This window comes from Hafnia sp. HMSC23F03 (assembly GCF_001816025.1).
Taxonomy (GTDB): Bacteria; Pseudomonadota; Gammaproteobacteria; order Enterobacterales; family Enterobacteriaceae; genus Hafnia; species Hafnia paralvei.
Genome location: NZ_KV824231.1, coordinates 233225 through 258246 on the forward strand (window position 1 = coordinate 233225; position 25022 = coordinate 258246).

Here is a 25022-nt window from a genome sequence, read left to right on the forward strand (position 1 = left end):
GGAGGAGGCGAAATCACTCTCGCGCCTACAGCACCTTACTCAAAAATGCCGCCGTGCGTGGGTTTTGTGGCGCAGTGAAGATTTGTTCCGGCGTGCCCTGCTCCTGAATAATGCCTTGATCGATAAACACTACGCGATCGGCCACCTCACGGGCAAACCCCATTTCATGCGTCACAATCACCATTGTCATCCCTTCCTGCGCCAGTTTTTTCATCACTTCCAGCACTTCGCCAACCAATTCAGGATCGAGCGCAGACGTGGGTTCATCAAAGAGAATAATGGAAGGATCCATCGCCATTGAACGGGCAATAGCCACGCGCTGCTGCTGTCCACCGGACAAACTCGCAGGCCACGCATCAATTTTGTCGAGCAAACCCACTTTATCCAGCAAAATTTCTGCACGTTTTAGCGCATCCGCGCGAGACATCCCTTTTACCGACATCGGCGCCATAATCAGATTATCCAACACCGTCATGTGTGGAAATAGGTTAAAACGCTGAAACACCATGCCTACGCTTTCGCGCATTTTATTCAAATTGGTTTTAGGGTTATGAACGTCAAAGCCGTTCACCGACACTTCCCCGCCGTCAGGCTTCTCTAGCGCATTCAAACAGCGTAAAAAGGTACTTTTTCCCGAGCCTGATGGACCAATGATACACACCACTTCTTGCGGCTTAATCTCACAGGAAATTCCACGTAGCACGTGTGTTTCGCCAAACTGTTTCTGCAAGTTATCAACGTGAATCACTTTTGCTCAACCTCTTTTCCATATGTTGCACCAGCAGCGACAGGATGAACGTTAGCATCCAGTAAATCACTGAAATTGTTAGATAGGGTTCCCAATAAGTGGCGTAGGCACCAGAGACTGTGCGCGCAGCGTAGGCCAAATCAGCCAATCCTATCGCCGATGCCAGTGAGGAATCTTTGACAATCGCAATCGCGTTGTTGCCTAACGGTGGCAGAATGCGTCGGAACGCCTGCGGCAAAATCACTTTGCGCATAGTTTTGCCCCAGCTCATTCCTAGTGCACGAGATGCCTCCATCTGTCCGTGATCGATTGACTGTATCCCTGCACGAAATATTTCTGATACATATGCGCCCGCATTGAGTGTGATCGCCACAATACAAGAGAGAAACGCCCCGTAATCTGAACGTAGCATACGGGCGAAATCAACCGACATCAGCCCGCTAGTCACCAATACGCCATCACGTGGGTTTATCAACAGCGGAACTAGCGCAAAATGCACCACCATAATTTGCACAAACAACGGGGTGCCACGGAAAGCACTTACGTAGATGCGTACCGGCCACTGCACAAAATAGCGCAGCACGACGCGCCACGGGCCGTTTTCGGCCTTTGCCATCCGACCTAACCCTAACGTCAGCCCCCATAGCGTTCCTAAAATCACGCATATAATCGTGCATTTGATGGTCATCCACGCGCCTTCAGCAAACAGCGGGGCATATTCCTGAATGATTTCCCAACGGAATCCGGTCATACAGCTTTCCTGTTCATTGCAGCTTTTTTATTTATTACAACAGTCACAACAATCCTGTTTATCGTGAAAGGCTGTTGCGCCCGTTGATGAGCGCAACACAAGCGGTTTATTTGGTAGGAAGAACGGGAACGTTAGCATCAAACCACTGGGTATAGATTTTGGCGTAAGTACCGTCGGCAACGATTTTTTGCAGGCCAGCGTTGATTTTGCCTAACAGCTCCTGATTCCCTTTGGCTACCGCAATACCAAAATACTGACGCTCAAATTTGCTATCTGGCACCAATTTAAACTCTTTCTCTGGATGGTTCTTGATGTAGTATTTCACCACGCCCACATCCCCCACAGCGGCGCCCAAACCGTCTTCATACAGTTCCTGCAACATCAGCGGCGTATTATCAAAGCGTTTGATATCCGTACTATTTTTTCCCAACACATCGGATACCACGATATCGCCGGTGCTAGAATTCACCACCCCAACTTTCTGTCCTTTTAGCGCATTCACTGAATCCACCTTGGAGCCGCTAGGCACCACAATAGACTGCTCTGCAGGGAAATAAGGCGTAGAGAAATCAACCATTTGCTGGCGTTTGTCAGTAATAGTGATACCTGAAATAATGATGTCGCGGTCACCTGAATTCAGCGTGGCAAAAATACCTTCCCATGGTGTGTTAACCAGCTTGATATCAAAATTTTCAGCCTTAGCAATCGCCTTGATGATATCGATATCGAAACCTTCCAACTGCTTTTGGCTATTTTCAAACTCGAACGGACGGTAGGTGCCGCCGGAGCCCACAACGTAAGTCTGTTGAGCCGCCATTGCCACACCGCTCACCATCGCCGCTGCAAAGCATCCGGCCAATATCATCTTCTTCAACATGTCGATCCCCTGATGTTAGATTTTTTATTTATGCAGTTTTAATGCATAAAAATACACAATAAAGCATACCAACTCAATACCATTAGGCATAAAACTCTACCATTAGAATAAAAATTCAATGAGCAATCACATTTAAGGATTGGATGTTGCAGAGAGTTTATATGGCAGAGGGAGATTTCACGCAGGAGTACGTTAACCACGTTTTATTCGGATCAGAGGAATTCCAGTTTCGTATTTCAAGGCGGGGATCCAGACATAACTTTACGCTTTATCGAACATCTTGAGAGATCGATTACAAAATAAACAGAATTTTTGTGGCATAGTCATACTAGGTTTTGACAAAAAGGAGTGCATATGTTCCCAGAGTATCGAGATCTCATCTCAAGACTGAAAACAGAAGACGTCCGTTTTGCCACGCTCTTTCATGAGCATAACCAATTGGATCATACCATTCGAAGGGCCGAGAACCAGCCAAGAGCGCCGTTCAATGAGCAAATTGCCAGCATGAAGAGGGAAAAGCTCAGATTAAAAGATGAGCTCTATCAAATCCTGAAGTCGTATGAAGACGAAGCGACCACTTGATAGCAACCCCAGCTGCTTTATTTACGCAAACACTTTGTTTTACGCAGACACTTTATTTACGCAAAATAGAAAAAACCCGCCGATTGGCGGGTTTTTTCATGAAGCTTAGTGCTCAGTAACGAATTACTGGCCTTTAACTTCTTTCAGACCGTTGAACGGTGCTGGAGTACCGGCAGCAGCCAGAGCTTCTTCGATACGAATCAGCTGGTTGTACTTAGCAACGCGGTCAGAACGGCTCATAGAACCTGTTTTGATCTGGCCTGCAGCGGTACCAACAGCCAGGTCAGCGATGGTAGCATCTTCAGTTTCGCCTGAACGGTGAGAGATAACTGCAGTGTAGCCAGCATCTTTAGCCATTTTGATTGCAGCCAGAGTTTCGGTCAAAGAACCGATCTGGTTGAATTTAATCAGGATAGAGTTAGCAACACCTTTTTCGATACCTTCTTTCAGGATCTTGGTGTTGGTTACAAACAGGTCATCACCGACCAACTGGATTTTGTTACCCAGAACTTCGGTCTGGTATTTGAAGCCAGTCCAATCAGATTCGTCCAGACCGTCTTCGATAGAAACGATTGGGTACTGTTTGGTCAGTTCTTCCAGGAAGTGGGTGAATTCTTCAGAGGTGAAAGCTTTGTTGCCTTCGCCAGCCAGAACGTATTTACCGTCTTTGTAGAATTCAGAAGCCGCACAGTCCATAGCCAGAGTAACGTCTTTACCCAGCTCGTAACCTGCCGCTTTAACCGCTTCAGCAATAACAGCCAGAGCTTCTGCGTTAGAGCCCAGGTTTGGCGCATAGCCACCTTCGTCACCAACAGCAGTGTTCATGCCTTTAGACTTCAGCACTTTAGCCAGGTTGTGGAACACTTCAGAACCGATGCGAACCGCTTCTTTCAGAGTTTTAGCGCCAACAGGCTGGATCATGAATTCCTGAATGTCGACGTTGTTGTCGGCATGTTCGCCACCGTTGATGATGTTCATCATAGGCAGAGGCATAGAATATTTGCCTGGAGTGCCGTTCAGTTCAGCGATGTGCGCATACAGCGGCAGGCCTTTAGAGGCAGCAGCAGCTTTAGCAGCAGCCAGAGAAACAGCCAGAATGGCGTTAGCACCAAACTTGGATTTGTTTTCTGTACCATCAAGATCGATCATGATCTTATCGATGTTAGCCTGGTCTTTCGCATCTTTACCCATAACCGCCTGAGCGATTGGGCCGTTTACAGCGGCAACGGCTTTCAGTACGCCTTTACCCATGAAACGGGATTTGTCACCGTCACGCAGTTCCAGCGCTTCACGGGAACCTGTTGAAGCACCTGATGGTGCAGCAGCCATACCGACAAAGCCGCCTTCCAGATGAACTTCAGCTTCTACAGTTGGGTTTCCGCGTGAGTCGATGATTTCGCGACCAATGACTTTAACGATTTTGGACATTAGGTTTTCCTCGATACAAGTTAAACTAAAAACTCCAGACGACAGGCGCGGAACCCATGTTCCGCGCCCACCAGTATATTCACTTATTTTGCCTGACGCTTCTGGTACTCACCGGCCGCTTTAACAAAACCTGCGAACAACGGATGTCCATCACGCGGCGTAGAAGTAAACTCTGGGTGGAACTGAGAGGCCACAAACCACGGATGGTTTGGCAACTCGATAATCTCCACCAGCTTGTTATCAGCAGAGCGACCGGTCACACGTAGACCCGCATCCTCAATCTGTTTCAACAGCATATTGTTTACTTCATAGCGATGGCGATGACGTTCTACAATTGTCGGTGAACCATACATCTGGCGAACTAAACTGCCTTCGACCAGATTACATTGTTGTCCACCCAGACGCATCGTGCCACCCAAGTCACTCTCTTCTGTACGTACTTCTACGTTGCCTTCTTCGTCACGCCATTCTGAAATCAGCGCAACAACCGGATATTTGCAGTCTGGTACAAACTCGGTAGAGTTCGCATCAGGCATGCCTGCCACGTTACGGGCAAACTCCATCAGGGCAACCTGCATACCCAGACAAATACCCAGATATGGAATGTTATTTTCACGCGCATAGCGTGCAGTGGCGATTTTACCCTCGATACCACGGTAGCCGAAGCCGCCCGGTACCAGAATCGCATCCAAACCTTTCAGCAATTCAACGCCTTTAGTCTCTACATCTTGCGAGTCGATCAGCTTGATATTCACGGTCACGCGATTTTTCAGGCCACCGTGCTTCAACGCTTCGATGACAGACTTATAAGCATCCGGCAATTCGATGTATTTACCGACCATACCAATGGTTACTTCACCACCAGGATTGGCTTCTTCGTAAATCACCTGCTCCCATTCTGCCAGATTTGCTTCCGGACAGTTTAAGCTGAATCGTTTACAAATGTAATCATCAAGTCCCTGAGATTTCAAGAGGCCTGGGATTTTATAAATAGAATCAACGTCTTTCAGAGAAATAACGGCTTTCTCAGGAACGTTACAGAATAGCGCAATTTTTGCGCGCTCATTCGCAGGAACAGCACGATCTGAACGGCAAATCAGTACGTCTGGCTGAATACCGATAGACAGAAGCTCTTTAACAGAGTGCTGTGTAGGCTTGGTTTTCACTTCGCCAGCCGCAGCCATATAAGGCACCAGAGTCAGGTGCATATACATGGTGTGCTCACGACCTACTTCTACCGCCATCTGGCGAATAGCTTCGAGGAATGGCAAGGATTCGATATCACCGACGGTACCGCCGATTTCAACCAAAACCACATCGTGACCTTCGCCACCTTCAAGGATGCGTTCTTTGATTGCATTAGTGATATGAGGAATAACCTGAACGGTCGCGCCCAGATAGTCGCCACGACGCTCTTTACGCAGCACATCAGAGTAGATGCGACCAGTGGTAAAGTTATTGCGGCGGGACATTTTGGTGCGGATGAAACGCTCGTAATGACCTAAGTCCAGATCGGTTTCTGCGCCGTCTTCGGTAACGAAAACTTCCCCGTGCTGGATAGGGCTCATGGTGCCCGGATCGACGTTGATATACGGATCCAGTTTCATCATGCTTACGTTGAGGCCACGGGCTTCAAGAATAGCCGCCAGGGAGGCTGCGGCAATGCCTTTACCCAGAGAGGATACAACCCCGCCGGTCACAAAAATATAATTAGTTGTCATGCTGAACCTGAGAGTTAGGTTTAAAGACGATGGAAGAACCAAGACGGGACAGTAGTATACCCGAACCTTTCATTTGCCACAAACGATCTCCGCACCTAAGTCATATTTGTTTGGGGTAAAAGGTATGACTAAATTGATTTATTCGTTTAATTACAATCGTATAAAATTTTCATTAGCAAAAAAAACCAATAAACGGGCGATATCAGACGAAATTTGTTAAAACGCATAACAACTCACGCTGAACAAATCTCCCGCTATACGGCTGATTTGTTCAGCTCAGAAATAAATTTTTAGCTATTTAGCTTCCGCCTTTTTCACCTGCTGCCAGTGTGCTTCCATTTCATCCAGCGTCGCTTCTTCCATGGTTTTACCTGAAGCTCGAACCGCATCCTCAACGGCGCGGAAGCGGCGTTCAAACTTACGGTTTGCGGCCTGCAAAGCATTTTCAGCCTTATGGCCTAAGTGACGAGATAGATTCACCGTAGCAAACAGCAGATCGCCAATTTCCTCACCCAATTTTTCTTCGTCCACAACCGCCTGCTGCGCCTCATCCATCACCTCGTCGATTTCTTCATACACTTTGTCCAGCACAGGCCCTAAGGTCTCCCAATCGAATCCTACGGCAGCGCAGCGTTTTTGGATTTTGTAGGCCTTCATCAGCGCAGGTAACGCGTTAGGAATATCATCCATGGAAGAGCTAAGATCTTTTTCTGCCCGCTCTTCAGCCTTACGCTGTTCCCAACGCGCCAAAGAGGCTTCCGCGCTCTCATGATGCTCAGTGGCAAACACATGTGGATGACGGCGCTCCAGCTTGTCGCTGATTGCGTTGCAGACATCGTCAAAATTAAATAGCCCTTGCTCCTGCCCCATTTGAGCATAAAACACCACTTGGAATAACAGGTCGCCTAGCTCTTCGCGTAAGTCATTGAAATCTTCACGCTGAATCGCATCAAGCACTTCGTAAGTTTCTTCCAATGTATAAGGCGCAATCGTGGCAAAAGTTTGCTTCTGATCCCACGGGCAGCCACGCTCAGGGTCGCGCAGGGTTTGCATGATGGTTAGCAGGCGTTGCATCGGGGATGAAGTCATAGTGCAGCTCTCAGGTCGAATAAATAACCGCCGCACAATGCGGCGGTTTCTGTGCTGACTATCTTACGGGCTTAAGCTGAAGGGATAAAGTCGCCGTTTTGACGCGCTACCAGAGTTAAAATGCTATAGAGCGCCACCGGTTGCTGATGCTGATTCAGCACCTGCACATCCCACACCACCACGCCATGCGGTTTGTCTTCAGCCGTTTTCTGTACTTTTTTGATTTTTTTCTTACAGGTTAATCGCACCTGAATGGTATCGCCGATTTTAACGGGTTCGATAAAACGCAGGTTTTCCATGCCATAGTTAGCAATCACCGGCCCCACTCCCGGATCGACAAATAACCCAGCGGCAGCCGAAACCACAAAATATCCGTGCGCTACGCGCTCACCAAACAGCGATTCTGCGGCACCTATTTTATCCATGTGGGCATAAAAATGATCACCGCTCAGGCAGCCAAAATTGACGATATCCGCTTCGGTAATCGTGCGGCGCGCAGTCAGCAGGCTTTCACCTATCGATAACTGCTCAAAATATTTACGGAACGGATGTACCTGCTCTTCTATCACGCTAGCACCGCGTACCCATTCGCGGCCAATTGATGCCAACATGCTTGGACTGCCTTGGATCGCAGTACGCTGCATATAATGTTTTACCGCTCGCAACCCACCGAGCTCTTCGCCGCCGCCCGCACGTCCAGGGCCACCGTGTACCAGCATCGGTAATGGCGAACCGTGCCCTGTTGACTCCACCGCCGAGTTTCGATCCAAAATCAGCATACGACCGTGAGCGCAGGCCGTAGCGCGGATCACTTCCGCAGCAATACGTTCATCAGCCGTCACAAGAGATCCGGCCAAACTCCCCTGCCCAAGCAACGCTAATTCAATCGCCTGCTGTCTATTCTGATAAGGCATCAACGTTGCCACTGGTCCAAATGCCTCAGTGTCGTGCACCGCTAAGTGATGAAAAGGATCGGCACAGTAAAGCAGGGTTGGGGGATAAAAGGCGCCATTTTCCGCGCCGTTCCCGGTCAGTTTTAGATCTGAAAGCGAGCCACCGCACAGCTGCTCACAGCCGTTATGCAGGAGGTAATCAACCCTTTCCTGCACGTCGTCACGCTGCTCAAGGTTAATCAGCGCGCCCATACGCACCTCTGGGTTAGCCGGATCGCCCACGGTCACGCCACTCAGGCGCTTAAGCAATGCGTGTTTTACGGCTTCCATTTGTGCTGCTGGGACGATAACGCGGCGAATAGCGGTACACTTCTGCCCCGCTTTAGTGGTCATCTCTCGCACCACTTCTTTAATAAAAATGGCGAACTCTGGCATATCTGGCGTGACATCTTCGCCTAAAATGCAGCAGTTAAGCGAATCTGCTTCCATGGTGAAAGCGATTGATTTTTCCAGCAATCGAGGATGTGAACGCAACTTTTTTCCCGTCTGCGCAGAGCCGGTGAAAGTCACCGCATCGTGATAATCAAGATGCTCGAAAATATCGCCAATACCTCCGCAGATCAGCTGTATTGCCCCCTCTGGCACCAACCCACTGTCAATAATCAGTTTAACCATCGCCTGTGTCAGCTGCGCCGATGCCGTAGCCGGTTTAATAATCGCCGGCATTCCCGCTAACCACGTCGGAGCCAATTTTTCTAGCATTCCCCAACAAGGAAAATTAAATGCGTTGATATGCAGTGCCACGCCTGGACGTGAAGTGAGAACATGACGAGCCGCAAATTGAGACTGTTTAGACAGGGGAATGAGTTCGTCTTCAGGCCACAGAGTATCATCTGGAAGTTCACGCCCTGCTAAACCTGCATAGGCAAACAGCGTAGCAATCCCACCTTCGATATCTACCCAGCCATCAGCGCGAGTGGCCCCCGTTTCAGCCGAAATTTGATACAGCGATTCTTTGCTGGCTAACAGGTGTTTTGCGATCGCCTTCATCATCTGAGCACGCTGCTGGAACGTCATCGCAGACAGCGCTTTGCCGCCGATCTGACGGGCATAGTTCAGGCTGTCTTTCAGAGGTAATCCATCCGAACACACTTGATACAACGTTGCGCCACTCACAGCATGCTGGATCGCGCGCTCTTTCCCCTGTCCGTAAACCCAGGCACCTGAAATATAACTGGTTAACTGCTGCATCCCACCCTCCAAGCTTCACTTTAAGGCATATTTATTAACGTAGATGTATCACATTATTTTAACCACTTGCCAGTTGTTATTTTAACAAAATAGAAACAACACACCTTCAAAGCCATACACCTTAATCATTCACACACCAAACAACAAAATTAACTAACTGTTATTTACAGATAAAAATAAACACCCTGTGAGCAGTACGACAAATAGTAAAAATAGGTGTTTGATCTTTGTGTTATCAGGATGTAGCTTTTGAGTTATTAAAAGTGATTCGCAATTTAACTTAGCATCACAAATATTTGAATCATTAAGTGAGGACGTAATGACGCATAACGCCCAACATCAGGCTCTCTTCGATGAAAAAATTGCCGCTGATACGTCGATAGAAGCCAAAGATTGGATGCCAGATGCCTATCGACAAAACCTGATCCGCCAAATCGGACAGCATGCGCATTCCGAAGTTATCGGCATGCTGCCCGAAGCCAACTGGATCACTCGCGCCCCCAGTTTGCGTCGTAAAGCGGTACTGCTGGCAAAAGTGCAGGATGAAGCCGGACACGGTTTATACCTGTACAGCGCGGCTGAAACTCTCGGCTGTTCACGTCAGGACATCTACCAAAAGATGCTCGATGGCAAAATGAAATACTCCTCCATCTTCAACTACCCAACGCCAAGCTGGGCCGACGTCGGTGTGATTGGCTGGCTGGTTGATGGTGCCGCTATCGTCAATCAGGTCGCACTGTGCCGAGCATCCTATGGCCCTTACGCCCGCGCCATGATCAAAGTGTGTAAAGAAGAGAGCTTCCACCAACGCCAAGGTTACGAAACCGTGACCGTGCTGGCCAATGGCAGCGCAGAACAGCGCGCTATGTTGCAAGACTCCATCAACCGTTTTTGGTGGCCAGTGCTTATGATGTTCGGCCCCAACGACAGCGACTCCCCACACAGTGCGCAAAGCATGGCGTGGAAAATCAAACGCCACAGCAACGATGAGCTGCGCCAAAAATTCGTGGATAACACCGTGCCCCAACTCGAAGCGCTTGGCATGACCGCGCCAGATAACGATCTGTGTTGGGACGAAGCCACCGGACACTACCGCTTTGGTGAAATCGACTGGAGCGAGTTCTATCAGGTTCTCAAAGGGCAAGGTATCTGCAACCACGAGCGTCTTAGCGCTAAACGACGAGCGTGGGAAGAAGGCAGTTGGGTACGCGAAGCCGCAATAGCGCATGCGGAAAAGTCCGCCATCAAGACCACGGCGGCATAAACAAGGAACGCAACATGAATCAAGCACACTGGCCACTTTACGAAGTATTTGTCCGCAGCAAGCAAGGGTTGGCGCATCGTCACGTTGGCAGTCTGCATGCCGCAGACGATCAGATGGCGTTGGAAAACGCGCGTGACGCCTACACCCGACGCAACGAAGGCTGCTCAATCTGGGTGGTGAAATCAGAACATTTAGTGGCATCACAGCCGGAAGACCGTGCTGCCTTTTTTGATCCGTCTGACGACAAGATCTATCGCCATCCGACCTTCTATACCATCCCTGACGGCATCAAAAATATGTAAGGCGCCAGCATGACTCATTCGAATCAAGATCTCATTCAATACGTACTGCGGCAGGCCGATACACCGCTGATTTTAGCTCAGCGTCTGTGCGCTTGGTGCGGCCATGCGCCTGAGCTAGAGATTGACTTAGCCCTTTCTAACATTGGGCTAGATCTTCTCGGGCAGGCCCGCAATTTTTACAGCTATGCCGCGGAATTATCCGGTGAGAATATCGACGAAGATCGCTTGGCATTTGGCCGTGACGATCTGGAGTATCGAAATCTGCTACTGGCTGAACAGCCTAATGGCGGTTTTAACGACACGTTGGTACGCCAGTTTTTTCTCGACACCTACCATTTCCTCCTGCATCAGGGGCTGAGCCAAAGTCGCGATCCTCGCTTGGCGGCTATTAGCGCTAAGTCGCTGAAAGAAGCGGAGTACCATCTGCGCTTTAGTCGCGGCTGGATGATTCGCTTAGGTGATGGCACCGAGCTTAGCCGACAAAAAATGCAGCAGGCCATTAACGCGCTATGGCGTTTCACTGGCGAGCTGTTTTTCAGCGATGAACTTGAGCAGCAACTTGCCGAACAGGGCATCGCCGTAGATCCCGCGAGTTTGCACGCGCCGTGGCTACAGATCGTACAACAAACCCTACAAGAAGCGACGCTACATCTCCCAGAAGAAGCGCCATACCGACATGGCGGTAAGCAAGGGAAACACACCGAACATCTGGGATACATGCTGGCCGAGATGCAGTTTCTGCAACGCGCCTACCCCAATTGTCGCTGGTGATCCATTGGCGGTGAATAGGAGAACATCATGGAACTACGTCAGCCACTCGAAAACCTGCAATCGCCAGAGATCCATCAGATCTGGCAATGCCTACACGCGATTAGCGATCCCGAGCTACCGGTGCTCTCGATCACCGATCTCGGCATGGTGCGCGGCGTTACGCCTTTAAAAAAGGGCTGGCTGGTGACCTTTACCCCGACCTATTCCGGCTGCCCCGCGACCGAGTTTTTAATTAGCGCAATTCAAGAAACGCTGACCGAGGCGGGCTTTTCTCCAGTCAAGGTTGAAATCTGTCTTACACCAGCATGGACCACAGACTGGATGAACGCCGAAGCCAAAAATCGCCTGCGGGAATATGGCGTTGCGCCGCCGCAAGGGCTGATCTGTGAAAAACCGTTATCTACCGAAACGGTTCAATGTCCTCGCTGCGGCAGTCACGACACTCAGAAGGTCAGCGAATTTGGTTCTACCGCCTGCAAAGCCTTATACCGCTGCAAGCAGTGTCTTGAACCGTTCGATTACTTCAAATGTATTTAAGAGGTCGATAGAAAAATGACCGTATTCCATCGTTTAAGCATCGCCGCCATAGAGCGTGAAACACCCGATGCCGTCGCCATCACATTGCTGGTGCCGGATGAACTAAAACAGCATTACCACTACAAACCAGGTCAATATTTAACCCTGAAAGCTGACTTGAATGGCGAAGAACTCCGTCGCTGCTACTCCATTTGTAGCTCTCCGCAGGAGGGTATCTTGCAAATCGGCGTCAAAGCCATTCATCAGGGGCGTTTCTCCACCTTCGTCAATCAACAACTTGCCGTGGGAGACACTCTCGAGGTCATGCTGCCGCAGGGACGCTTCGGCTATCAACCCAGCGCCGAGCGTCGTGGGAATTACCTCGCCATTGCCGCGGGCTCCGGTATTACGCCGATGCTTTCCATCATCAAAACCACGCTTTTGCTCGAAGCTGAAAGTGAATTCACCCTGATTTACGGCAACCGAACCAGCCGCTCGGTGATGTTCAAAGAGGCGCTATGCGATCTCAAAAATCGTTTCCCGCAGCGCTTACAGATTCTCTATCTGTTCAGTCAAGAAAGTCTGGATAGCCCGCTACTGGGCGGCCGCATCGACAGCGAACATCTCAGCCGCATCGGTAAATCGCTACTCGACTTTAGCGTTTTTGACCATGCCTTTATTTGCGGGCCTGAAAGCATGATGGACGATGCACAAACGACGCTAGAGGCTGCGGGAATGCCGGCGGCTCACATTCACAGCGAGCGCTTCAATACCGCGGGCGTCAATGTACGACCAACCAACGTCAGTGAACGTGAACAAACTCGGGTAGCCATTCAATTGGATGGCCGTCGCTTGAATATTGCAATGAGCGCACAGGACGACAGCATTCTTGATGCGGCACTCCGCCAAGGCGCTGATTTGCCCTATGCATGCAAAGGGGGCGTATGCGCCACCTGTAAGTGCAAGCTCAAAGCCGGCGAAGTGGAGATGGCCGTTAACTACAGCTTGGAACCCGATCAGCTCGCCGCCGGTTACATCCTCAGTTGCCAGTCGTGGCCAAAAGGCGACGGCGTGGTTCTCGACTTCGACGTCTGAGGAAAACCGATGAATAACGATTGGATCTTAAGCCACCAGCAGCAACGCGTATTAACTCTGACGCTTAATCGACCAGAGGCACGCAATGCCCTTAGCACCGAATTCCTCGAGCTCTTAGTTCAGCACTTAGAAACGGCCGATCGCAATGAAAGTATCGGCGCGGTTGTCATCTCCGGCTCTGAGCACTGTTTCGCCGCCGGTGCCGATTTACGCGAGCTCCAGCAGCAGACGGTTGCCAGCGCAATCATCGACCAACGCCCTCTGGTTTGGCAGCGTTTCAACACCATCAACAAACCGATTATCGCCGCAGTCAATGGCTATGCGCTTGGCGCAGGCTGTGAGCTGGCGCTGGCCTGCGACATCGTAATCTGCGGAGAAAACGCACGCTTTGGCCTACCGGAAATCACGCTGGGGCTTATCCCCGGCGCAGGTGGCACTCAGCGTTTATTGCGCAGCGTCGGGAAATCTCTCGCATCCCAAATGGTCCTCACTGGTGAAGCGATTAACGCGCAACAAGCGATGGATTCAAAGCTGGTTAGCGAAATTTGCGTTACCGAACTGACGTTAGAACGCGCCCAACAGATCGCCACACGCATTAGCCAACAGTCTCCACTGGCGCTGCGTGCCGCGAAATCAGCACTAAAAGCAGCCCAAGAAACTACGCTCACTCAGGGTCTTAATCTTGAACGTCAGCTGTTTGTTTCTCTGTCAGGCACAGAAGATCGCGCCGAAGGCATTGCGGCCTTTTTTGCAAAACGTTCACCAAAATTTAAAGGACGCTAGCCCTATGACCTCTTCAATAGAAATAGAAAACATGGTTTTGACTCACATTGAGGCGGGCGTTCTCACGATCACCTTGAATCGTCCCGATCGTTTAAACAGCTTCAACGATGAAATGCACGGTCAGCTCAGCGTCGCACTAAAAATAGCCGAACGAGATGAAAGCGTGCGTTGCGTATTATTGACCGGTGCCGGTCGCGGCTTCTGCGCTGGGCAAGATCTTAACGATCGCAACGTCAGCGTGGAACAAGCCGCACCCGATCTTGGCCTGTCTGTTGAACGTTTTTATAACCCGCTGATCCGCCGTATGACAGCCCTACCAAAGCCGATCGTTTGCGCCGTGAACGGCGTAGCCGCTGGGGCGGGTGCCGCCATTGCACTGGCCTGCGATATCGTCATTGCGAGCAACAACGCCAGTTTTATTCAGTCTTTTTGCCGTTTGGGCTTAGTTCCAGACTCCGGTGGCAGTTGGTTCCTACCCCGTTTAGCGGGTCATGCTCGCGCCATGGGGATGGCGCTGTTAGGCGATAAAATCAGTGCCCAACAGGCGTTGGAATGGGGAATGATCTGGCAGGTGGTCGAGTCTGAAGCGTTGGCCGCCCACACCCAAGAACTGGCTCAACGCCTTGCGACACAGCCGACCTATGGTTTGGGATTGATTAAAAAAGCGATGTACAGCGCCGCCACCAATACCCTAGATCAACAGCTCAATTTAGAACGCGATCTACAACGCCTTGGGGGACGCAGCGAAGATTATCGCGAAGGTGTAAGCGCCTTTTTCCAAAAACGTCAGCCTGAATTTAAGGGGAAATAAGCATGTCTTCTTTTCTCCTTCAAGGCCCCGTTGCCGTTATTGGCGCAGGAACCATGGGAATCGGTATTGCTCAAGTAGCAGCCGCTGCTGGGCATAGCGTGTTGCTGTTTGACGTCAATGTCGAAGCCTCAACGCGGGCGCTTGCTGCATTGCAACAACGGCTACGCCAGCGCGTCGAGGCAGGCAAAGCCGATGCCAATGACACCGAACAATTGCTAGAACGCATTCAGGTGGTTACCGCGCTCACTGAATTAGCACCATGCGCCTTGGCAATCGAAGCTATCGCCGAGCGTTTGGACGTTAAGCAAAGCCTATTCCGCGATCTAGAAGCGATCTGTTCACAACAAACGCTATTTGCCAGTAATACCTCTTCGCTTTCGATTACCGCTATCGCCAGCGCGCTTAAGCATCCACAGCGTGTGGCTGGACTGCACTTCTTTAACCCTGCCCCAGTGATGAAGTTAGTTGAGATCGTGCGGGGGCTGGAAACGGCGCAAACAACGCTCAATCTATTGCAGCAAATCGCTGTGGCATGGAAAAAACAGCCGGTGATATGTCGGTCTGCCCCAGGCTTTATTGTTAACCGTGTAGCACGTCCTTTTTATGCAGAAACGCTCCGTGCGTTAGAGGAACAGGTTGCCTCTCCTGTCACGCTGGATGCCGCTCTGCGCGATGCCGGTGGATTTGCCATGGGCCCCTTGCAGCTCACCGATTTGATTGGCCACGATGTGAATTACGCCGTAACTGAATCGGTATTTCGCGCCTTTGGCTATGACCCCCGTTTTCAACCCTCTTTAGTACAACAGGAATTAGTCAACGCGGGTCATTTAGGGCGCAAAAGCGGTCGCGGATTTTACCGCTACGATAGCGCCGCTACGCAGGAACTGCCGGCATTCTCCAGCATCGAAAACGGCCCTTTACCACAGCGAATTACCGCCCATGGACGTTGGTCTTCTCTACCTCATTTTGCGGCGCTGTTGCAACAAAATGGGATCGCCATTGAAGAACAGAAAGAGAGTGCTGAATCAGCGCCTTTTTTACGCCTCGATGAAGTTACATTTATGTTATCAAAAGGTAAATTAAGTTCTGAAGTTGCCGAAGAAATGAGAACACCTGTGGTTCAGTTCGATCTCTCAGCGAACTATCAGCAAGCGTCAGCCATCACCATCAGTGCAGCCAGCTGTAATACGGCTGCGCAAACTGCGTTGGTGATTCGCTTCTTACAGTCACTAGGCAAGAACGTGATTGTGCTGCCCGATTATCCGGCGCTGCTGACGTTACGTACCGTCGCCATGCTGTGTAACGAGGCGTTAGACGCTCTGAATAAAGGGATCGCCAGCGCTGCAGACCTCGATTTAGCTATGTGCCGTGGCGTGAATTATCCGCTCGGACCGCTGGCTTGGGGCCAACAACTCGGATGGCAGCACATCCTCGCCACGCTAGAAAACCTAAATGTCTTCTATGCCGAGCCTCGCTACCGTCCAACATCGTTATTACGTCAATTAGCGGCGGGCTACGTTTCGCTCTCTTTCTCGGCAACTCAGGATCTCATCCCATGAACGCTCTCTCTCCCGCTCAGTTGGCACAGCGTTGTGCCGAGCAGATGTTTACCCACGATACCTGCGCACAGGCGATGGGTATGACCATCGACCGTATCGACAGCGGCTTTGCTCAAGTCAGCATGACGATTATGCCAAATATGCTTAATGGCCATCAGACCTGCCACGGCGGGCAGTTATTCAGCCTTGCCGACACCGCTTTTGCCTATGCATGCAACAGCCAAGGTCTTGCCGCCGTTGCTTCCGGATGCACCATTGATTTCATCCGACCGGGCTTTAGCGGCGATCGTCTAACCGCCTGCGCAGAAGTGCGTCATCAAGGTAAAAAAACTGGCTTATACGATGTTGAAATCACAAATCAGGACGGCAAAACCGTAGCGTGGTTCCGTGGTCGTGCGCACCGTCTTGGACATCCCCTTCTAGAACTGCAAGGAGAACAGCCATGAGTCAGGCTTTTATCTGCGACGGCGTTCGCACCCCGATAGGCCGTTACGCCGGTGCGCTAGCGAACCTGCGCGCGGATGATTTGGCTGCAATCCCACTTCAGGCACTTATGGCTCGTTATCCGTCGCTAGATTGGACATGCGTAGACGATGTGATCTTGGGTTGTGCTAATCAGGCGGGAGAAGATAACCGCAACGTAGCACGTATGGCCGCGTTATTAGCAGGTTTGCCGCAGACGGTTTCCGGCTCCACTATCAACCGACTATGCGGCTCTGGCCTTGATGCGCTGGCATTTGCCGCTCGCAGCATCAAAGCTGGCGACGCGCAGCTCATGCTGGCTGGCGGTGCGGAATCGATGACTCGTGCACCGCTAGTGATGGGTAAGGCTGACAGTGCCTTTAGCCGCCAAGCACAGATTTTCGATACCACTATCGGATGGCGTTTTGTTAATCCTCTGATGCAAGGCGCATTCGGGATCGATTCAATGCCGGAAACGGCCGAAAATGTCGCCGCACAGTTCAATATCAGCCGTGACGATCAGGACGCTTTCGCACTACGTAGCCAGCAACGGACGGCCACCGCACAGGCTGCCGGCGTATTCGCTCAAGAAATTGTTCCTGTGATCCTGAAAGGGAAAAAAGGCACCGAGATTCGCTTCACTCAGGATGAACATCCGCGTCCTGAAACCACGTTTGAACAACTGCAAAAACTAAAAACACCATTCCGAATGCCGGGCAGCGTGACTGCAGGCAATGCATCTGGAGTCAACGACGGTGCAGCTGCACTGATTGTGGCTTCCGAATCGATGGCGCATACGCAGGGGTTAACGCCGCGAGCACGTATCGTCGCGACCGCAACCTGTGGCGTAGAGCCGCGCATTATGGGTATCGGCCCTCTTCCTGCCACACGCAAAGTCTTAGAGTTAGCGGGGTTAAGCCTTAATCAAATGGATGTGATTGAGCTAAATGAGGCTTTTGCCGCGCAGTCGCTGGCCGTCATGCGCCAGCTTGGTCTGCCTGATGATGCCGAGCACGTAAACCCAAACGGTGGCGCCATTGCTCTGGGGCATCCTCTGGGCATGAGCGGCGCGCGTTTAGCGCTAGCAGCCACTTTTGAACTGGAACGGCGCGGCGGTCGTTACGCTCTTTGCACTATGTGCATCGGCGTAGGGCAAGGCATCGCCATGATTATAGAGCGTGTCTGATCTCTCCCTCTCTGTTCCCTACAACTCAGAGTCTGCGAGAGCTGTTCAATACTAATAATATGACGATTAGGAATGGCCACATGACTAAACCTTTACCGCACATTGACCCGATTGAATTTGCTTCATGTGATGAGATTCAAGCGTTACAGCTTGAGCGTATGAAATGGACGCTGCATCACGCCTATAACAATGTGCCGATGTACAAACGTAAATTTGACGCCGCTGGCGTTCACCCTGACGATTTCCAGCAGTTGAGCGATATTGCAAAATTTCCGTACACCACTAAACAGGATCTTCGTGACAACTATCCTTTCGACACCTTTGCGGTGCCGATGGAACAAGTGGTACGCGTACACGCCTCCTCAGGAACAACCGGACGCCCTACGGTGGTGGGTTATACCCAACAGGATATCGACAACTGGGCGGATATTGTGGCTCGCAGCCTACGTTCGGCAGGCGCAACGGCGAAGGATAAAATCCACGTTGCCTATGGCTATGGTCTGTTTACCGGCGGTCTGGGAGCGCATTATGGTGCAGAACGTCTTGGCGCGACCGTAATCCCCATGTCCGGCGGGCAGACAGAAAAACAGGCCCAGTTGATCCTCGATTTTAAACCTGACGTGATTATGGTAACCCCGTCTTACTGCCTGACATTAATCGATGAACTCGAGCGAAAAATGGGTGGTGATGCTCGCGGCTGCTCCCTACGCTTGGGCATATTTGGCGCTGAACCCTGGACTGATTCTCTCCGCACTGAAATTGAAACCCGCATGGGTATTAAGGCGCTTGATATTTATGGTTTGTCTGAGGTGATGGGGCCGGGCGTCGCGATGGAATGCGCTGAATATACTGATGGGCCGACGATCTGGGAAGATCATTTCTACCCAGAGATCATCCATCCAGACAGCTGCCAAGTGCTACCCGATGGCGAAGCTGGCGAACTCGTCTTCACCACCCTGACCAAAGAAGCAATGCCGGTGATCCGCTACCGTACGCGAGATCTGACTCGCTTGCTGCCGGGAACCGCGCGTCACATGCGTCGTATGGATAAGATCACCGGTCGATCCGACGACATGTTGATCATTCGCGGCGTCAACGTATTCCCGTCTCAGCTCGAAGAACAAATAATGAAATTCCGCGAGCTATCGCCACATTATCAATTGGAAGTCACTCGCAAAGGTAATCTGGATAACCTTTCGGTGAAAGTTGAGCTGAAAGAACCTAACGTACTCAATCACGATCAACGGTGCGATATCTGCCATCAACTCCGCCATCATATCAAATCGATGGTCGGCGTGAGTACACAGGTGAGCATCGTTAACTGCGGTGACATTCCGCGTTCGGAAGGAAAAGCAGTGCGCGTTGTAGATTGCCGCCAGCGCTGAGTGATGACCCTCAGCCCCTCGTGTTTGGGGGCTGAGGGATTCTCAATAGCGCCACAATTTTTCATCCGGTTATGCTACTGTGATGACACATCAAATACTGACCGGTGGAAAATAATGGAACATAAAATTGACGAATTTATCCGTCATGCGCTGGATGCTCAGCCGATCAGCGGCACCTCCCTGATTATCTCTCTTTATGGTGATGCGCTGAGCCATCGAGGAGGAGAGGTCTGGTTAGGGAGCCTGAGTGCATTACTCGAACCGCTAGGCTTTGGGGACCGCTTTGTCCGTACCTCGGTTTTTCGCCTGCAAAAAGAGGGCTGGCTAGACGTTGAGAAAATAGGCCGCCGTAGCTATTACCGAGTAACGGAGCGCGGCATGAATCAATTTCGCCACGCCGAAAGTAAAATCTATCTTAGTGAACAGCCTGCGTGGGACGGTCAGTGGGATTTATTGTTGCTCGAGATGGCGAGTAAAACCGAGCGTGTGAGGCTGAAAAAAGCGCTGAGCTGGCTCGGTTTTGGCCAAATGAACGCAACGCTGATGGCCGCACCTGCACGTGAGCAAAATGACGTTCCCGCCATGTTAGGTGAGCTAAACGCCAGCGAATCTACCATTTATTTCCGCGCTGATTATCCCTATAACCGCTCAGAACAAAGCCTCAAAGAGCTGGTTTCAACCAGTTGGTCCCTGAACGAAGTGGCTGAGTATTATCACGAATTTATTACTTCGTTCCGTCCATTAATGGCTCTGCTTCGCGACGCAACAGAAGAGGAGCTCACGCCGGAACGCTGTTTCCAACTGCGACTGCTGCTGATCCACTACTATCGCCGCGTAGTGCTTAAAGATCCTTTATTGCCAGATGCCCTTTTGCCCAATCAATGGGAAGGCCAAATTGCGCGCAACCTGTGTATTAATATTTATCAACGTGTTGACTCTCAGGCGACCCGCTATGTGAGTGAAAAAACAGAAACGACAATCGGTGAACTTCCCCAGCCTGCCGCCGCCTATTACCGCCGCTTTGGCGGACTGCCGCGAGAAAACCCTACACTCTGAGGAGAAAGAATAATGCCTGTGTATCAGATTGATGGCCTTACCCCCGTCGTCGACGCCAGCAGTTTTGTTCACCCGACAGCGGTGCTGATTGGTGATGTGATTATTGGCAAACGCGTCTACATCGGGCCAAATGCCAGTTTGCGCGGCGACTTTGGCCGCATCGTGGTGCAAGACGGCGCGAATATTCAAGATAACTGCGTGATGCACGGTTTTCCCCAACAGGATACCGTCGTGGAAGAAGATGGGCATATTGGCCACGGCGCTATTTTACATGGCTGTCGAATTCGACGTAATGCACTGGTTGGCATGAATGCGGTAGTCATGGATGGCGCCGATATCGGTGAGAATACCATTGTCGGTGCCGCCGCATTTGTCAAAGCCGCCGCAAAATTTGATGGCAATAAGCTGGTCGTCGGCAGTCCTGCCCGCGTGGTGCGAGAGCTCGGTGAACAGGAGCTAAGTTGGAAGCGTGCGGGAACGCGTGAATATCAAGAGCTGGTTATTCGATGCCAAGAAACAATGCGGGAAGTCGCGCCGCTGTGTGAAGAAGAACCCGATAGAAAGCGCTTGAGCTTTAGCGGCGATGTTGTGCCCAAAGGGCAAATTTAACATCGCCTATTGCGAACAGGCTTAAACGCAATAGTGCCAAGCCTGAATACAAGATAATGGCAGCTGAGCCCTAACACATACCTCTGCACCATTATGGCAATGTCTTCCCGATGTCTGGCCATTCGCTGAGCGGCATCGGTCGAGCAAAATAATATCCTTGGGCTTTTTGACATCCCATGGCCTGTAATTTATCCGCAACCTCAGCCGTTTCAACACCTTCAGCCACCAGCGGAACATTAAAGCCATCGGCAAGGCGGATGACTGCCGAGACAATTGACTCATTGCGACTGTCTTCCAGCACGTCGCTAACAAAATCTTTATCAATCTTTAAGGTATCAAACTCAAGTTTGTGTAGATAAGAGAGGCTAGAGAAACCAGAACCAAAATCATCAATCGATATAGAAACGCCCATTCCCCGAATTGTTCTAATTGTGGTCGTCAGAATTTCGGTTTCCTTCATCATACTGGTTTCAGTAATCTCAATGGAAATATTCTGTGGCGCGACGTTGTGGCGCGCCAGTGTGCTAAACAGCGTATGAATAAAGTCGCGCTGCATCAGCTGTATCAACGAAATATTGATATGCACTTTGAAGTCGTTTGGCCACTCGCCGCAACTCAGCTTTTCGCTTATCTGCGCGCAGGCACTCTCAATCACCCAAGCACCTAAAGGAACAATGAACCCAGTATCTTCTGCCAGCGGAATAAACAAATCGGGACCAACCATGCCAAGCTCAGCATTTCGCCAACGAATAAGACATTCGGCCCCTGTAATATTGCGCGTGGTTAAACTCACAATGGGTTGGAACACCAAGAAAAACTCGTTCAGCGACAGGGCACTTTTCAAATGACGCAGCATATTGATATTACGGATTTCCTCAGCCCGAATATCCGAGTGGAACAACATGCTATAGCCATTCCCTTTACTGCGAGCGAATTTGAATGCGATATGCGCATCCATAATACTTTCGTTAAGATTCTCTGGGCTAATCACGTCATGAACGAAGCCCGTATTCCCTGCATAAACTTGCCCATCAGTGTCGTGCTCGGTATCCATCCCTCTAAAGAAACGCTCGAATTTGTGCTGCTCGGATAAACAGAAATCCTGTGTTTTTATTTCTGGATAGCAAATAATAAAACGTTCGTCAGCGTCTCTAGCCAGCCAAGTTCCAGCAGGTAAAATAGTTTGTAAGTCATGGATAAAACGTAAAACAAAATCTTTACCGTATCTGCGACCTAAACTACTGGTGATAGTGTTGAAGTTACTCAGTCCGACAATCGCCAGTAAACCAATAGTAAAATCACTTCGCTCTTCATAGCATTCACGCAGCTTGCCTTGTAATCCTCTACGCGTCATCAGCTTAGTTTCTTCATCGATATTGAGCTGTTCCTCAAGTTTAAGGAACATACCTTCTAATTCATCTGACATTTGCATAAAGGAAGAGTTGAGCACTCTGATTTCAGAAAATTGTGCCTGACTATTGAGCTGCGGCTTCCACTTTCTGCGCGCAATCAACGGTGCCTGTCGGGCAATATCTAATATCGGATTGGTTACCATCGTGAGCAACTTCACCGCAATCAAGGTACCCACGGCAAAAATGATAAAGGAGAGAATAATAGTGATAATACGATTACTGCGAAGGTCGCCGGTTAAATCATCCTGAGCCGACAGAATCACAATGCGCCAGCCTGGCAAATTGAGGTTATTACCGACAGGCATGACTTTGCCGAAAAACATCGAACCATTAGACTCTATTCTCTCCACGTCACTCGGGCTATTTTGGAGTATTTTCACCGTTGACTTAATCAACGGATCGCTTGAATCCATCACCGAGAGCAGTCCACCACCTTCTTGATCGGCAATACCAAAGGAAGTGTCAGAGATAAGAAAATCGTCTTTAGAAGACGCGATAATCTGATTAGAACCATTCACAATGAAAATAACGTTATTTTCATTCTCAGTAAGTTCCATCAGGTAGCGACTAAATCGACTCAGCCGCAGATCGCTAGAGATAACACCAATATAGTGGTTATTTTTGTCATAGGCGGGCGAGCTGTAAGAAATACTAATACCGCTGTCTGAATTGAAATCGCGATAGGCTTTTGTCCATATAGCCTTCTTACTTTCATTGACGTAGGAGAACCACGGCCTACGGCTAACGTCGTAATTCGCGATGCTTTCCCTAGGCTCCTCGCCCTGAGATAACCCATTGTAAAAATTTAGTTTTTCCTTTGTTTCTCGCGACTTTAGAATTAAATATTCTTTATCTGTAACATTATTCCTACCAACGCTAATATAGTGTCCATCCTTAGTTCCCAACGCCACCATACTCAGATATTTATCGCCCGAAAAAATTTGCCCCATGGTTTGTAGCAGCATGCTTTTAATGACGGGCATTTGATCGTTTGGATCACTAAAATCCATCGCCTTGAGCGACGTTGCAACCGCAGCATTAGATTGCTTGGGCACATTAATATAGTGCTCAAGCATGCTTTTAACCGTTTCACCTTTTGACGTAATCACCTTCTCGCTCATACGGTTGAGAGCGTGATTCTCCTGCTGAAATTGGAGATACAGGATGAATATGACCATGAACGTCGTAAAAAACACGAATACGGATAGGACGATAGTTTTGAGGGAGTAGTTCTCTATAAACGCCAATTTATTTTTTATCATGCAAACTAATGCTCAGAATGTGAACTGTTTCTTACCACGACTCTTCGACTCATATAAGTTAACATCTGCCAGTTTCATTGTCGTGTTAATATCGTCTGTAAATTTAGCGACGCCAACAGAAACCGTCATTTTTGCAGTAACCTGCTCTGATATATACAAGCTTTCTCCGTTAATATCTTGCAAAATTTCCGTCGTGACACGTTTGGCATCCTGTAACGAAGCGTTGAATAGGAAAACCAAAAACTCATCGCCTCCCATTCTTACCACTATGTCACTTGCCTTGATATTTCGCTGCATAATTTTCGTGCACTTATATAAGGCTTTATCACCAATGTCATGCCCATAACTGTCATTGATATGCTTGAAATTATCGATATCGATGGCCAGCACATAATTTAATTTCTTAATTTTTTTTATTTTTGGTATGTATCTTCGATTATAGGCCTTTGTTAAATAATCAATATAGTAGTCTTTGTTCAACTTTTCGAAAACATCAATATAATAAAGACCATGCAAAGTACGAACGATTGAAATCAAGAACGGAATCATTATCAATAGTATTAATTTCCAATGAAACGCTGATTCAATATCACACAGTGACTCTTCTATTAATATCCTAAAACACTGGGTGTTTTGAGGGAACTCAATGATATTCTCGTTACCGCCCTTGCCTGATGTAACATGATTTAATAACTTATTAGAGGTGATCTCTTCGCTTTCTTTGAGTTTTTCAGGAATTTCATACTCATGCAGCAAATTAATATAGTTTGAATAGCTGAGCTGTAATGCTTTGCGTTCGCTCTCTTTGAGCTGTTCGTTATTTGCTCTATCCTCCATGTTATTGAAAGATGAGGCAGCAAGAGAAATAAAGTCACTTCGTGCGTTTGAAAGCTTCAGCAGAAACTCTATTTGATTTACCGTTGTTTCCGTTTTGCAGTAGAAAAGAGTAAAGCAAGCTGCACTGATGACAAACAGCATTACCGTAATAACATCTTGCCTTTGGCTTATTAGTCGAAAAAAGAAATTATCTGAACTCATAAGCTAAACCAGAATTCTCTCATGAGCACCTTCACTGAGTAGGATTATTCTCTTAATGCAGGATGTAAAAATCATGCACATCAAATAAGAACCTGATCATAATGTAGGTTGATATAATTATCCAATTAAGCATAATTTAGTTATCCCAATTTAGGATGATTCCTAAAATAT

At 49.4% G+C, this 25022-nt stretch carries 23 protein-coding genes; 14 read left to right on the top strand and 9 right to left on the bottom strand.

The genetic code is table 11. The annotated features are described in order from the left end of the window. Nucleotides 1-25: 25 nt before the first annotated feature. From HMPREF3091_RS13615 to HMPREF3091_RS13625, 3 genes are all read right to left on the bottom strand, one after another. Nucleotides 26-748 carry an amino acid ABC transporter ATP-binding protein gene (locus HMPREF3091_RS13615; RefSeq protein WP_008812665.1) on the bottom strand — a complete coding sequence of 241 codons (723 nt, stop codon included), beginning with the start codon at nucleotides 746-748 and terminating at the stop codon, nucleotides 26-28. Next, the gene (locus tag HMPREF3091_RS13620; RefSeq protein WP_004847130.1) at nucleotides 735-1499 is read right to left on the bottom strand and encodes an amino acid ABC transporter permease; all 765 of its coding nucleotides are present in this window, start codon (nucleotides 1497-1499) and stop codon (nucleotides 735-737) included. The genes HMPREF3091_RS13615 and HMPREF3091_RS13620 overlap by 14 nt, the downstream gene beginning before the upstream one ends. Nucleotides 1500-1605: 106 nt before the next feature. Continuing rightward, nucleotides 1606-2376: a basic amino acid ABC transporter substrate-binding protein gene (locus HMPREF3091_RS13625; protein WP_070716427.1), complete on the bottom strand. Its 771-nt coding sequence runs from the start codon at nucleotides 2374-2376 to the stop codon at nucleotides 1606-1608. 354 nt (nucleotides 2377-2730) lie between these two features. Between HMPREF3091_RS13625 and HMPREF3091_RS13630 the strand changes: the two genes are divergently transcribed. Further along, nucleotides 2731-2958, top strand: coding sequence for an HP1242/YdcH family protein (locus HMPREF3091_RS13630; RefSeq protein WP_004847134.1), 228 nt, complete (start codon nucleotides 2731-2733; stop codon nucleotides 2956-2958). Between the two features lie 123 nt (nucleotides 2959-3081). Here the strand turns inward: HMPREF3091_RS13630 and eno are convergent, their stop codons facing one another. From eno to paaZ, 4 genes are all read right to left on the bottom strand, one after another. Further along, the gene (gene eno, locus HMPREF3091_RS13635; protein ID WP_004847137.1) at nucleotides 3082-4386 is read right to left on the bottom strand and encodes a phosphopyruvate hydratase; all 1305 of its coding nucleotides are present in this window, start codon (nucleotides 4384-4386) and stop codon (nucleotides 3082-3084) included. 83 nt (nucleotides 4387-4469) lie between these two features. Beyond that, complete coding sequence (pyrG, locus tag HMPREF3091_RS13640) at nucleotides 4470-6107, bottom strand: glutamine hydrolyzing CTP synthase (RefSeq protein ID WP_004847142.1); 1638 nt, start codon at nucleotides 6105-6107, stop codon at nucleotides 4470-4472. A 294-nt stretch (nucleotides 6108-6401) separates the two neighbouring features. Continuing rightward, nucleotides 6402-7196 carry a nucleoside triphosphate pyrophosphohydrolase gene (gene mazG / locus HMPREF3091_RS13645; RefSeq protein WP_070716429.1) on the bottom strand — a complete coding sequence of 265 codons (795 nt, stop codon included), beginning with the start codon at nucleotides 7194-7196 and terminating at the stop codon, nucleotides 6402-6404. Nucleotides 7197-7267: 71 nt separating this feature from the next. Beyond that, nucleotides 7268-9340, bottom strand: a complete 2073-nt coding sequence (paaZ, locus tag HMPREF3091_RS13650) for a phenylacetic acid degradation bifunctional protein PaaZ (RefSeq protein ID WP_070716431.1) — start codon at nucleotides 9338-9340, stop codon at nucleotides 7268-7270. 319 nt (nucleotides 9341-9659) lie between these two features. On the opposite strand from paaZ, the gene paaA reads away from it, so the two are divergent. The 13 genes from paaA (at nucleotide 9660) to paaY (ending at nucleotide 21139) form a co-directional block, all read left to right on the top strand. After that, nucleotides 9660-10604 (top strand): 1,2-phenylacetyl-CoA epoxidase subunit PaaA, encoded by a 945-nt coding sequence (gene paaA / locus HMPREF3091_RS13655; RefSeq protein ID WP_070716433.1) that lies wholly within the window; start codon nucleotides 9660-9662, stop codon nucleotides 10602-10604. A 14-nt stretch (nucleotides 10605-10618) separates the two neighbouring features. Then, nucleotides 10619-10906 (top strand): 1,2-phenylacetyl-CoA epoxidase subunit PaaB, encoded by a 288-nt coding sequence (paaB, locus tag HMPREF3091_RS13660; protein ID WP_004847152.1) that lies wholly within the window; start codon nucleotides 10619-10621, stop codon nucleotides 10904-10906. A gap of 9 nt (nucleotides 10907-10915) precedes the next feature. Continuing rightward, nucleotides 10916-11677 carry a 1,2-phenylacetyl-CoA epoxidase subunit PaaC gene (gene paaC / locus HMPREF3091_RS13665; RefSeq protein ID WP_070716436.1) on the top strand — a complete coding sequence of 254 codons (762 nt, stop codon included), beginning with the start codon at nucleotides 10916-10918 and terminating at the stop codon, nucleotides 11675-11677. A gap of 27 nt (nucleotides 11678-11704) precedes the next feature. Continuing rightward, nucleotides 11705-12214: a 1,2-phenylacetyl-CoA epoxidase subunit PaaD gene (gene paaD, locus HMPREF3091_RS13670; protein ID WP_039187249.1), complete on the top strand. Its 510-nt coding sequence runs from the start codon at nucleotides 11705-11707 to the stop codon at nucleotides 12212-12214. Between the two features lie 15 nt (nucleotides 12215-12229). Beyond that, the gene (gene paaE, locus HMPREF3091_RS13675; RefSeq protein WP_070716439.1) at nucleotides 12230-13288 is read left to right on the top strand and encodes a 1,2-phenylacetyl-CoA epoxidase subunit PaaE; all 1059 of its coding nucleotides are present in this window, start codon (nucleotides 12230-12232) and stop codon (nucleotides 13286-13288) included. Between the two features lie 9 nt (nucleotides 13289-13297). After that, entirely contained in the window at nucleotides 13298-14071 is a 774-nt protein-coding gene (paaF, locus tag HMPREF3091_RS13680) for a 2,3-dehydroadipyl-CoA hydratase PaaF (protein WP_070716441.1), read from the top strand. Nucleotides 14072-14075: 4 nt separating this feature from the next. Continuing rightward, entirely contained in the window at nucleotides 14076-14882 is an 807-nt protein-coding gene (gene paaG, locus HMPREF3091_RS13685; RefSeq protein ID WP_070716442.1) for a 2-(1,2-epoxy-1,2-dihydrophenyl)acetyl-CoA isomerase PaaG, read from the top strand. Nucleotides 14883-14884: 2 nt separating this feature from the next. Beyond that, nucleotides 14885-16441: a 3-hydroxyacyl-CoA dehydrogenase gene (locus HMPREF3091_RS13690; protein ID WP_070716444.1), complete on the top strand. Its 1557-nt coding sequence runs from the start codon at nucleotides 14885-14887 to the stop codon at nucleotides 16439-16441. Continuing rightward, a complete protein-coding gene (gene paaI, locus HMPREF3091_RS13695; protein ID WP_070716446.1) occupies nucleotides 16438-16887 on the top strand; it encodes a hydroxyphenylacetyl-CoA thioesterase PaaI in 450 nt (149 codons plus the stop codon). The genes HMPREF3091_RS13690 and paaI overlap by 4 nt, the downstream gene beginning before the upstream one ends. Continuing rightward, on the top strand, nucleotides 16884-18089 hold the full coding sequence (gene pcaF, locus HMPREF3091_RS13700) for a 3-oxoadipyl-CoA thiolase (protein ID WP_070716447.1): 1206 nt from the start codon (nucleotides 16884-16886) through the stop codon (nucleotides 18087-18089). The genes paaI and pcaF overlap by 4 nt, the downstream gene beginning before the upstream one ends. A gap of 80 nt (nucleotides 18090-18169) precedes the next feature. Beyond that, a complete protein-coding gene (paaK, locus tag HMPREF3091_RS13705; protein WP_070716449.1) occupies nucleotides 18170-19474 on the top strand; it encodes a phenylacetate--CoA ligase PaaK in 1305 nt (434 codons plus the stop codon). Between the two features lie 114 nt (nucleotides 19475-19588). Next, nucleotides 19589-20530 carry a phenylacetic acid degradation operon negative regulatory protein PaaX gene (gene paaX, locus HMPREF3091_RS13710; RefSeq protein ID WP_070716450.1) on the top strand — a complete coding sequence of 314 codons (942 nt, stop codon included), beginning with the start codon at nucleotides 19589-19591 and terminating at the stop codon, nucleotides 20528-20530. A gap of 12 nt (nucleotides 20531-20542) precedes the next feature. Beyond that, a complete protein-coding gene (paaY, locus tag HMPREF3091_RS13715) occupies nucleotides 20543-21139 on the top strand; it encodes a phenylacetic acid degradation protein PaaY (protein ID WP_070716451.1) in 597 nt (198 codons plus the stop codon). Nucleotides 21140-21230: 91 nt separating this feature from the next. Here paaY and HMPREF3091_RS13720 read toward each other — a convergent pair whose 3' ends face one another. Further along, a complete protein-coding gene (locus HMPREF3091_RS13720) occupies nucleotides 21231-23660 on the bottom strand; it encodes a bifunctional diguanylate cyclase/phosphodiesterase (RefSeq protein WP_246839993.1) in 2430 nt (809 codons plus the stop codon). Nucleotides 23661-23825: 165 nt separating this feature from the next. Beyond that, nucleotides 23826-24851 carry a GGDEF domain-containing protein gene (locus HMPREF3091_RS13725; protein ID WP_070716456.1) on the bottom strand — a complete coding sequence of 342 codons (1026 nt, stop codon included), beginning with the start codon at nucleotides 24849-24851 and terminating at the stop codon, nucleotides 23826-23828. Nucleotides 24852-25022: the final 171 nt, after the last annotated feature.

Excerpts from the sequence above, each read along its gene's own strand:
- HMPREF3091_RS13620 (WP_004847130.1), bottom strand. The coding sequence starts at position 1,499 with ATGACCGGATTCCGTTGGGAAATCATTCAGGAATATGCCCCGCTGTTT.
- HMPREF3091_RS13625 (WP_070716427.1), bottom strand. The coding sequence starts at position 2,376 with ATGTTGAAGAAGATGATATTGGCCGGATGCTTTGCAGCGGCGATGGTG.
- HMPREF3091_RS13630 (WP_004847134.1), top strand. The coding sequence starts at position 2,731 with ATGTTCCCAGAGTATCGAGATCTCATCTCAAGACTGAAAACAGAAGAC.
- eno (WP_004847137.1), bottom strand. The coding sequence starts at position 4,386 with ATGTCCAAAATCGTTAAAGTCATTGGTCGCGAAATCATCGACTCACGC.
- pyrG (WP_004847142.1), bottom strand. The coding sequence starts at position 6,107 with ATGACAACTAATTATATTTTTGTGACCGGCGGGGTTGTATCCTCTCTG.
- mazG (WP_070716429.1), bottom strand. The coding sequence starts at position 7,196 with ATGACTTCATCCCCGATGCAACGCCTGCTAACCATCATGCAAACCCTG.
- paaZ (WP_070716431.1), bottom strand. The coding sequence starts at position 9,340 with ATGCAGCAGTTAACCAGTTATATTTCAGGTGCCTGGGTTTACGGACAG.
- paaA (WP_070716433.1), top strand. The coding sequence starts at position 9,660 with ATGACGCATAACGCCCAACATCAGGCTCTCTTCGATGAAAAAATTGCC.
- paaB (WP_004847152.1), top strand. The coding sequence starts at position 10,619 with ATGAATCAAGCACACTGGCCACTTTACGAAGTATTTGTCCGCAGCAAG.
- paaC (WP_070716436.1), top strand. The coding sequence starts at position 10,916 with ATGACTCATTCGAATCAAGATCTCATTCAATACGTACTGCGGCAGGCC.
- paaD (WP_039187249.1), top strand. The coding sequence starts at position 11,705 with ATGGAACTACGTCAGCCACTCGAAAACCTGCAATCGCCAGAGATCCAT.
- paaE (WP_070716439.1), top strand. The coding sequence starts at position 12,230 with ATGACCGTATTCCATCGTTTAAGCATCGCCGCCATAGAGCGTGAAACA.
- paaF (WP_070716441.1), top strand. The coding sequence starts at position 13,298 with ATGAATAACGATTGGATCTTAAGCCACCAGCAGCAACGCGTATTAACT.
- paaG (WP_070716442.1), top strand. The coding sequence starts at position 14,076 with ATGACCTCTTCAATAGAAATAGAAAACATGGTTTTGACTCACATTGAG.
- HMPREF3091_RS13690 (WP_070716444.1), top strand. The coding sequence starts at position 14,885 with ATGTCTTCTTTTCTCCTTCAAGGCCCCGTTGCCGTTATTGGCGCAGGA.
- paaI (WP_070716446.1), top strand. The coding sequence starts at position 16,438 with ATGAACGCTCTCTCTCCCGCTCAGTTGGCACAGCGTTGTGCCGAGCAG.
- pcaF (WP_070716447.1), top strand. The coding sequence starts at position 16,884 with ATGAGTCAGGCTTTTATCTGCGACGGCGTTCGCACCCCGATAGGCCGT.
- paaK (WP_070716449.1), top strand. The coding sequence starts at position 18,170 with ATGACTAAACCTTTACCGCACATTGACCCGATTGAATTTGCTTCATGT.
- paaX (WP_070716450.1), top strand. The coding sequence starts at position 19,589 with ATGGAACATAAAATTGACGAATTTATCCGTCATGCGCTGGATGCTCAG.
- paaY (WP_070716451.1), top strand. The coding sequence starts at position 20,543 with ATGCCTGTGTATCAGATTGATGGCCTTACCCCCGTCGTCGACGCCAGC.
- HMPREF3091_RS13725 (WP_070716456.1), bottom strand. The coding sequence starts at position 24,851 with ATGAGTTCAGATAATTTCTTTTTTCGACTAATAAGCCAAAGGCAAGAT.